We start from the raw sequence: 8,267 nt of genomic DNA on the forward strand, positions 1-8,267 counted from the left end.
GCCGGCATGCCGCGCCGCATCCCGGACTACAACGTGGTGTTCGCGGACTGGAACCTGATCAGCTCGATCGGCGCGTTCGGCATGTTCATCACGCCGTTCCTGATGTTCTTCATCCTGTGGAGCTCCAAGCGCAACGGCGCCCCGGCTGCCGCGCGTGCCTGGGAAGGGGCCAAGGGCCTGGAGTGGACCGTGCCGTCGCCGGCGCCGCACCACACCTTCACCACGCCGCCGGTGATCCGCGACGGCGACCTGGCCCACGGCGACTTCGTGGAACGGGACTACGAGTAAGGACGTGACGGACGAACGTACGCCACCGACGGGCAAGGGCAAGGGCAACGTCGCCGGGCTGGCGAAGCTGCTCGGCGTGGCGCTGGGCGCGTTCGCCTTCACCTTCGCGCTGGTGCCGCTGTACAACATCGCCTGCCAGAAGGTGTTCGGCGTGCGCCTGCAGCAGGGCCCGGCGGATGCCGCGGCCAAGTCCCGCGCCGCGGCCAGCGACCGCTGGGTCACGGTGCAGTTCGACGGCGGCGTGAACTCGAAGCTGCCGTGGGCCTTCGAGCCCGAGCAGGTGACGATGCGGGTGCAGCCCGGCGTACAGTACGAGGCGCTGTACTTCGCCCGCAACGACGGCGACCGCGCGATCGTCGGCAACGCCGTCCCGTCGGTGGCGCCGGCCCGGGCCTCCGCCTATTTCAACAAGACCGAGTGCTTCTGCTTCACCGCGCAGGTGCTGCAGCCCGGCGAATCGCGCGACATGCCGGTGCGCTTCATCGTGGATCCGGACCTGCCGGACAACATCCACACGCTGACGCTCTCGTATACCTTCTTCAAGAACGAATCGCAGACCGACGCGCTCGGCGCGTCCTGACCCACGCAAACGGAAGACCAACCATGGCCCACCCCAGCACCGACGCCCACGCCGCGCACGATCCGAACGTCTACTACGTGCCGCACGGAAGCCGCTGGCCGCTGTTCGCCTCGGTGGCGCTGTTCGTCACCATGGTCGGCTTCTCCGGCTGGCTGAACGAGGCCGCCTGGGGCAAGCCCACCTTCTTCATCGGCATCGCCGGCCTGGTCGGCATCCTGTTCAAGTGGTTCGCCGACGTCATCACCGAGTCGGTGCGCGGCTACTACAACAAGCAGGTCGACGGCTCGTTCCGGATGGGGATGATCTGGTTCATCTTCTCCGAGGTGATGTTCTTCGGCGCGTTCTTCGGCGCGCTGTTCTATGCCCGCCAGTTCGCGATGCCGTGGCTGGGCGGCTCCGGCGACGGGGTGATGACCAACACCCTGCTGTGGCCGGAGTTCACCGCCGGCTGGCCGAGCAATGGCCCCGGCAACATCGGCGGCACCTACCAGACCATCCCGGCCTGGGGCCTGCCGCTGGTCAACACCCTGATCCTGCTGACCTCGGGCGTCACCGTCACCATCGCGCACCACGCGCTGAAGGCCGGCCACCGCAAGCAGCTGCTCGTGTTCCTCGGGCTGACCGTGCTGCTGGGCGCGACGTTCCTCCTGTTCCAGGCGGAGGAGTACATCCACGCCTACACCGAGCTCAACCTGACCCTGGGCTCGGGAATCTACGGCTCGACCTTCTTCATGCTCACCGGCTTCCACGGCGCCCACGTGACCCTGGGCACGATCATGCTGGCGGTGATCTGGTTCCGTTGCCTCAAGGGCCACTTCAGCGGCGAGGACCACTTCGCGTTCGAGGCGGTGGCCTGGTACTGGCACTTCGTGGACGTGGTGTGGCTGGGGCTGTTCCTGTTCGTTTACGTGCTCTGACGCGGGGAACGCCGAACGACCACCTGTAGAGCCGAGCCATGCTCGGCTCCGGACGGGAGAAGAGAGCCGACCATGGGTCGGCTCTACGGGGTCGGCTCTACGGGGTCGGCTCTACGGGGTCGGCTCTACGGGGTCGGGGATCAGCCGCCGACGCCGTGCGGGGTGATCCAGCCCATGTAGATCGCCAGGCCGATCAGCAGGATCAGCCCCACGGACAGGGCGATGCGCTTGGTGAGCGCGTTCACGGTGCGCTTGGTCGTACCCTTGTCGACCAGCATGTAATACAGCCCGGCGCCGAGGTTCCAGACGATGACCACCAGGAAAGCGACGATCAGCAGCGTTTTCAGGGAGTCGCTCATGGGGTCGTGTCCGGAGGCGCGCCCGGGCGGCGCGGTGCGGACATTATCGCAGCCGACGGCCGTGCCGGCGTGACCCGCCGGGGAAACCTGCTGCTGGGCTGGTCGCTGGCACTGCTCGGCATCGCCGCGTTTACCCGGCTGGGCATCTGGCAGCTGGATCGCATGCACGAGAAGACCGCGATGCTGGCCGCCGTGGACGCGGCCGTGCGATCGCGCACGCCGGTGCCGCTGGCGCAGGCCGCCGCCGCCGCGCACGCCCGCGACTACCACTGGAGCCGCGGTGCCGGCCACTTCGCCCCGCTGCCGCCGGTGCTGCTGGACAACCAGTCGCGCAACGAGCGTCCCGGTGTGCGCGCCTACCGCGTGTTCGTCCCCGACGCCGGCACCCCGCTGCTGGTCGAGCTCGGCTGGCTCCCGGTGCCCGGCGACCGCACCATGCCCGCCGTCCCGCTCCCGGCCAACGTCACCGAAGTCGCCGGCCTGCTCATGCCCCCGCCATCCCCCGGCCTGGCCAAAGGCGTCCCCGTCCCCATCTGCAAAGGCCACGCTGACCCTACTTGTGGGAGGGGCGGCAGCCCCGACGCTCTCCTGACCCTGGCCCTGGATCCAGACACCCTGGCCACCACCCTCGACCTCCCGACCCTCGCCCCCCGCATCCTCAAGCTCGACCCCGCCCAACCCCTCCCGTCCGCGCCCGCCTACGCGCGCGATCTCGACATCCTCCCCAACACCCTGCCGCCCGAGCGCCACCTCGGCTACGCCGTGCAGTGGTTCGGCCTCGCCGCCGCGGTGCTCGTGATCGCGCTGGTGCTCACCTTCCGCACGCCCCGCTCGCCATGAACGACATGACCCCTCAAACCGACCGCAAGCGCGGCCGCCTGGTGCTGCTGCTCATCGCCGGCATCTTCTTCGGCGGCATGCTGATTGCCGGCATCCTGCGTTTCTCCGGCTGGCAGCCCAAGGGCAGCAACGTGCACGGCGAAATGCTCGAGCCGCTGGTGGACCTGCGCGAACGCGCGCCGTTGCTGCTGGACGGCGGCACCTATGACTGGAATCCGCCGGCGCGCAACTGGCGCCTGCTGGTGGCACCGCCCGCCGATTGCGGCGCGGCCTGCGACAAGCTTGCCGAGGACCTGGACAAGGTCTGGCGCCTGATGGGCCGCCGCGCCGACCGGGTGGACATCCTCTGGGCGTGCCCGGATGCCGCATGCGTCGTGCCCGCGCCGCTGGCCGCCGACCGCACGCTGCGCCGCCTGCGTCCGGATCCGGCGTGGCGCGCGGAACTGCCGCGCGTGGACGTGCAAACCGAGGACGGCAAGCAGGGCGTGCCCGTGTACGTCGTCGATCCCAACGGGTTCGTGATCCTGCGTTACCCTCCGGGAGCCGATCCGGGCGGGTGGCGCGCGGACCTGGCCAAGCTGTTGAAACTGATCTGAGATGACCCTGAAGCCCCGCCCCGTCGTGTTCAAGCTGCCCGGCCAGAAGTCGCCGGTGCATCGCCACTTCCACCGCATCGCCTGGCTGGCCTGCGCGCTGGCGTTGTGCGTGATCGTGTTCGGCGCGTTCGTGCGCCTGTCCAACGCCGGCCTGAGCTGCCCGGACTGGCCGACCTGCTACGGCCAGGCCACCTGGCCATCGGCGCCGGGCGACGCCGCCGACCATGCCGCCAGCGCGATCCGGCCGTTCGACGACACCCGCGCCTGGCGCGAGCAGGTGCACCGCATGCTGGCCGGTTCGCTGGGCGTGCTGGTGCTGGTGCTCGCGCTGCTGGCGGCGCGCCGCGAACGCTTCGGCATCGCCCAGGTGCTGGTGGCCTCGGCGCTGGTGGGCGTGTCGATTCCGCTGTACATGCGCGGGCAGCACGAGGCCGCGGGGGTGCTGGCGGCGATCGGCGAGGCGATCCTGCTGTTCGCCGCCTTGCGCTGGTCGCGACATGCCGGCCACGGCCTGGCGCATGCGCTGCCTCCAATTGCCGCGCTGACCCTGGCGGTCATCGTGTTCCAGGCCCTGCTGGGCATGTGGACGGTGACCTGGCTGCTGAAGCCGATCGTGGTGATGGGGCACCTGCTCGGCGGCCTGACCACCTTCGCGCTTTTGAGCTGGCTGGCGTGGCGCGCCACCGACCGGCCGATCCGGGTGCCGGACACGCGCCTGCTGCGGCGCCTGGTGGCGATTGGGCTGGTGCTGCTCGGCCTGCAGATCGCGCTGGGCGGCTGGACCAGCGCCAACTACGCCGCGCTGTCCTGCGGCACCGACTTCCCCAAGTGCGTCGGCCAGTGGGTGCCGCCGCACGACTTCCGCGAAGGCTTCGTGCTGTGGCGCGGGATCGGCGTGGATTACGAGGGCGGGGTGCTCGACGGCGCCTCGCGCATCGCGATCCACCTGAGCCACCGGATCGGCGCGCTGGTGGTGTTCCTCTATGTGGGCTGGCTGGCGATCAAGCTGATGCGCTCGCCGGGGCTGCGCGGCTTCGGCGGCGGGCTGGCGGTGCTGCTGCTGGCGCAGGTGACGCTGGGCATCCTCAACGTCAAGCTGGCCCTGCCGCTGCAGGTGGCGGTGATGCACAACGCCGGCGCCGCGCTGTTGCTGTTCACCCTGGTGACGCTGCTGGTGCGCCTGCGCACGCCGGAGCTCGGGGACCACCATGGCGAATGAGCCCTCGATCCTGCGCCAGTACTGGAGCCTGACCAAGCCGCGGGTCGTGGCGCTGATCGTGTTCACCGCGGCGATCGGCATGTTCCTGGCCGTGCCGGGCTTGCCGCCGCTGCGGGAATCGGTGCTCGGCTTCCTCGGCATCTGGCTGGCCGCGGCGAGCGCGGCGACGATCAACCAGCTGCTGGACTCGCGGATCGACGCGAAGATGGCGCGCACCAACTGGCGGCCGATCGTGGTGGGGCAGGTGACCCCGCGACAGGCGCTGGTGTTCGCGCTGGTGCTCGGGGCCGCGTCGATGCTGATCCTGCTGCTGTGGGTGAACACCATCACCGCGGTGCTGACGTTCTGCTCGCTGATCGGCTACGCGGTGGTGTACACGCGCTACCTGAAGCGGGCGACGCCGCAGAACATCGTGATCGGCGGCGTGGCCGGCGCGGCGCCGCCGCTGCTGGGCTGGGCCGCGGTGACCGGCATGCAGGACCAGTGGGGCTGGGCGCACGCGCTGCTGCTGGTGCTGATCATCTTCGTGTGGACGCCGCCGCACTTCTGGGCGCTGGCGATCTTCCGCCGTGCCGACTACGCGCGCGCGATGGTGCCGATGCTGCCGGTGACCCACGGCGTCGAATACACCCGCTGGCAGATCCTGCTCTACACCCTGCTGCTGGTGGTGGTGAGCGTGCTGCCGTGGGTGGTGGGCATGAGCGGCCACTTCTACCTGGGCGGCGCGCTGGTGCTGGGCGGCATGTTCCTCTGGTACGCCTGGCGCCTGCTGGACCCGCCGGACGAGTTCTACGCGATGCGGGTGTTCAACTATTCGGTCGTGTACCTGATGGCGCTCTTCGCGTTCCTGCTGGTGGACCACTGGCTGTTGCCGTGGCTGGAGCCGGTGGCGGGGGTGGAGTTTGTGCCGGTGGGGTAGGGGGCGCCTGAATTTCCGCGGGGTTCCGGTTGGGTTCGTTAGAGCGCGGAATACGCGATATGCGCGGTGTTTACCCCGGAAGCGTCGATATGGAAGTGGTGACGGAGGGTAGTCACGTCGTCGATGCTGTTGATTTTGTTGATTTGACGACGGGTGGCCGCGGGTAGAGGATTTGGCGTATTGCCTGTTTTGGGCGCTAGATAGCGTTAGGGGTTGCTGTGCCACAACCGCTGTCCCGGGTAGCACCGAAAGGGGGCCTGATCCTTGGGAATGCGGGTGATCGCCCTCTATCCCGCCATCCCGACTTAGCCATTCTCGCAATCGAATCTTTAGCTTCTTGGTCAAACGTAGAGGCTTTCCTGCTTCGGTTGTTCGTCGATCTGTTTGGCGGCCACGGCTCGTTAGCCGCTAACGTATACCTCTCTCTCGCGGGTCAGTCTGCTAAGAACGCGGCTGTTACTGCCGCTGCGTCATCGGCGCTAACCGATCGGCCGGATGATTTGCGTGTTCTTAAAGCAATCTTGGCCATAGCAAAGACGAACGAGAACGACAGAAACAAATTGGCCCATTGGACTTGGGGTGAGAGCCCAAGCCTGCCGGATGCTGTGCTTCTATTTGATCCTCGCAGCTCTCTCGGAGACGACATCGACCTGTCCAAGGTATTTGTCTACCGCGCGCCAGACTTTCAGTCCATCATTCAGTCAAATGACCGTTTGTGCGGGTTCTGCCTTTCCTTTAAGTTCATCCTAAATGGTCATGTCGCCAACCGAGACGGTCGGCTGCTCAATGAACTTTTGGCGGAGCCTGAGATCTCGTCTCGGGTAGCCGGAGGCAATCGGTGAATTAACACGCGAAGTGCAACGCGCCTGAGAGTTTCTGGAGGCGTTGCGTTGGTGTCTGGAAGCCATAGCGTTTCCTTGGTCGCTGGTTGAGTTTAGCCGTCGCCTGATCGCAGTCGCTCTGCCGCGTGCGGGCCAACGGTCTTCCCTTGCGGAAGTATTGGCGCAGCAGCCCATTGAAGTTTTCGTTGCTGCCGCGTTCCCATGGATGATGCGGATAGGCGAAGTAGCAGCGCACGCCGGTGGCGGCCTCGATCTCCCGGTAGCCGTGGAACTCGGTGCCGTTGTCCCAGGTGATCGTCTTGAAGGGCAAGCCGCTGTCCTGGATCAACTGGATCGTCGCGCGGTTGACGGCGCGCACCGTGCGGTGCGGCAGCCGGACCACCTGGGCCAAGCCGGTGCTGCGCTCGACCAGCGTCAGGAGACACGCCCGTTCTCCGCTGGCCCCCATGACCGTATCGCCTTCCCAGTGGCCGACTTCCCGGCGCTCCTCGATCTCCGCGGGCCGGGTATCGATCATGGGCTTGCCGCCCAGCTTTCCCCGCTTCTCCGGGCCGTAGGTGCGTTTTCGGCGCCGCTTCCCGCCGTGGCGCAGGAACCGGAACATGGTCCCGCCCCGGCGCTGGTCCCGCCGCACGTGCCGGTAGATGGTCATGTGGCTGAGCGTGATCCCGAGCCGGTCGGGCAGCTGGCTGGCGATCTGCTCCGGGCTCCACTGGGCCTGGGCCAGGAGCGCCTCGATGTGCGCGTAGACCTCCGGGCCGTGGTGCTTGCCCCGGCGGCTGCGGCGGCGCCGGCCATTGGCGTGTTCCTGGGCCTTGCTGGGCGCGTAGAAGGGCCTTGGCAGGTGCGGGGCAGTGGTGGAGTTTCGCCGGATCTCGCGGCTGATGGTGCTCGGGTCGCGCTGCATGATCCGGGCGATGCTGCGGCACGAGTAGCCGCCCCGCTTCAACACGGACAGGGTGTATCGTTCGGCTTCGGTGAGCTGGTGGTACATGCGGGATCGTCTCTTGCCGGAGTGATCCCTTCCAGTCTGCCAGCTCACCTCTCCTTCTTCGGGGGGCTCGGGTGTTGCACTTACTTTGTTAACTCGCGCGACCTAACAAGGCGTTCAAGCCGAAATTGCATCGCTACGCCGTCCACATGGCAGAAAGAGCTTGCCATGTGGCCAGCTACGCGCTGCAATTCGGCTTAACTTGAGCGTTAGGGCTCAGAAATGCTTGTTTCGGACCTTGTAGAAGATCTAAAAGCGGCCTTAGATCAGTTTCCAATCGCCTCCGACTGGCGCGTTGGTGTCGCTACATACACAGACGGTCCAGGCAGCGATATCACTGTCATGTATGTGGGCAGTTACTCCGTCGAGCCCGATGATGAGGTCATCCTTGTTCCTGAGGGTTTAGGTTCGTACTTCAAGCTTGAAGATCGTCCGTTCACGGCGTCGGAACTGCTCGGCTGGCTCCAAGCCAGGCCAGAGCTCGCATCATTTCCTGCATATGCCAAGAGCGACGCAATAGAGTTGCCGGACGGCACAATTGTCAGTAAGAACGAACCACTATGGGGCACTGGTGTTCAAGATGCGGGACAGATTGTCTACTTCTATTACGGCACCCGGGCTGAGCCCTAACAATTCGTGTATGGACTCCTCCTGCAACTATGGCCTGATGACCTGCTTCTGGCTTAGGGCGGTTGCAGTCGTGTATTCGGCCTTGG

The 8,267-nt window shown here is 66.7% G+C and carries 10 protein-coding genes and 1 pseudogene; 9 read left to right on the forward strand and 2 right to left on the reverse strand.

The window, feature by feature from the left end; translation table 11 throughout:
- The 3 genes and pseudogenes from ACIY1X_RS22040 to ACIY1X_RS22050 form a co-directional block, all read left to right on the forward strand.
- Positions 1-288 (forward strand): annotated as a pseudogene (locus ACIY1X_RS22040) (hypothetical protein); the annotation flags it as partial.
- A 4-nt stretch (positions 289-292) separates the two neighbouring features.
- On the forward strand, positions 293-868 hold the full coding sequence (locus ACIY1X_RS22045) for a cytochrome c oxidase assembly protein (protein ID WP_399684747.1): 576 nt from the start codon (positions 293-295) through the stop codon (positions 866-868).
- Between the two features lie 23 nt (positions 869-891).
- Positions 892-1,785: a cytochrome c oxidase subunit 3 gene (locus ACIY1X_RS22050; protein ID WP_399684750.1), complete on the forward strand. Its 894-nt coding sequence runs from the start codon at positions 892-894 to the stop codon at positions 1,783-1,785.
- Positions 1,786-1,925: 140 nt separating this feature from the next.
- Here the strand turns inward: ACIY1X_RS22050 and ACIY1X_RS22055 are convergent, their stop codons facing one another.
- Positions 1,926-2,144, reverse strand: a complete 219-nt coding sequence (locus tag ACIY1X_RS22055; RefSeq protein ID WP_399684752.1) for a twin transmembrane helix small protein — start codon at positions 2,142-2,144, stop codon at positions 1,926-1,928.
- A gap of 69 nt (positions 2,145-2,213) precedes the next feature.
- Here ACIY1X_RS22055 and ACIY1X_RS22060 point away from each other — a divergent pair, with 69 nt between their 5' ends.
- The 5 genes from ACIY1X_RS22060 to ACIY1X_RS22080 all read left to right on the forward strand — a co-directional run bounded on the left by ACIY1X_RS22060 (position 2,214) and on the right by ACIY1X_RS22080 (position 6,560).
- Positions 2,214-2,984 (forward strand): SURF1 family protein, encoded by a 771-nt coding sequence (locus tag ACIY1X_RS22060; protein WP_399684755.1) that lies wholly within the window; start codon positions 2,214-2,216, stop codon positions 2,982-2,984.
- A complete protein-coding gene (locus ACIY1X_RS22065) occupies positions 2,981-3,580 on the forward strand; it encodes a hypothetical protein (RefSeq protein ID WP_399684757.1) in 600 nt (199 codons plus the stop codon). Before ACIY1X_RS22060 ends, ACIY1X_RS22065 begins: the two co-directional genes overlap by 4 nt.
- A gap of 1 nt (position 3,581) precedes the next feature.
- The gene (locus ACIY1X_RS22070; protein WP_399684759.1) at positions 3,582-4,799 is read left to right on the forward strand and encodes a heme A synthase; all 1,218 of its coding nucleotides are present in this window, start codon (positions 3,582-3,584) and stop codon (positions 4,797-4,799) included.
- A complete protein-coding gene (locus ACIY1X_RS22075; RefSeq protein ID WP_399684762.1) occupies positions 4,789-5,718 on the forward strand; it encodes a heme o synthase in 930 nt (309 codons plus the stop codon). The genes ACIY1X_RS22070 and ACIY1X_RS22075 overlap by 11 nt, the downstream gene beginning before the upstream one ends.
- Positions 5,719-6,086: 368 nt before the next feature.
- Positions 6,087-6,560: a hypothetical protein gene (locus ACIY1X_RS22080; protein ID WP_399684765.1), complete on the forward strand. Its 474-nt coding sequence runs from the start codon at positions 6,087-6,089 to the stop codon at positions 6,558-6,560.
- Between the two features lies 1 nt (position 6,561).
- Here the strand turns inward: ACIY1X_RS22080 and ACIY1X_RS22085 are convergent, their stop codons facing one another.
- The gene (locus ACIY1X_RS22085; RefSeq protein ID WP_399684768.1) at positions 6,562-7,554 is read right to left on the reverse strand and encodes an IS30 family transposase; all 993 of its coding nucleotides are present in this window, start codon (positions 7,552-7,554) and stop codon (positions 6,562-6,564) included.
- A gap of 219 nt (positions 7,555-7,773) precedes the next feature.
- On the opposite strand from ACIY1X_RS22085, the gene ACIY1X_RS22090 reads away from it, so the two are divergent.
- Positions 7,774-8,181 carry a hypothetical protein gene (locus ACIY1X_RS22090; protein WP_399684771.1) on the forward strand — a complete coding sequence of 136 codons (408 nt, stop codon included), beginning with the start codon at positions 7,774-7,776 and terminating at the stop codon, positions 8,179-8,181.
- Positions 8,182-8,267: the final 86 nt, after the last annotated feature.

This window comes from Xenophilus sp., assembly GCF_044462705.1.
GTDB classification, from domain to species: Bacteria; Pseudomonadota; Gammaproteobacteria; order Burkholderiales; family Burkholderiaceae_C; genus Xenophilus; species Xenophilus azovorans.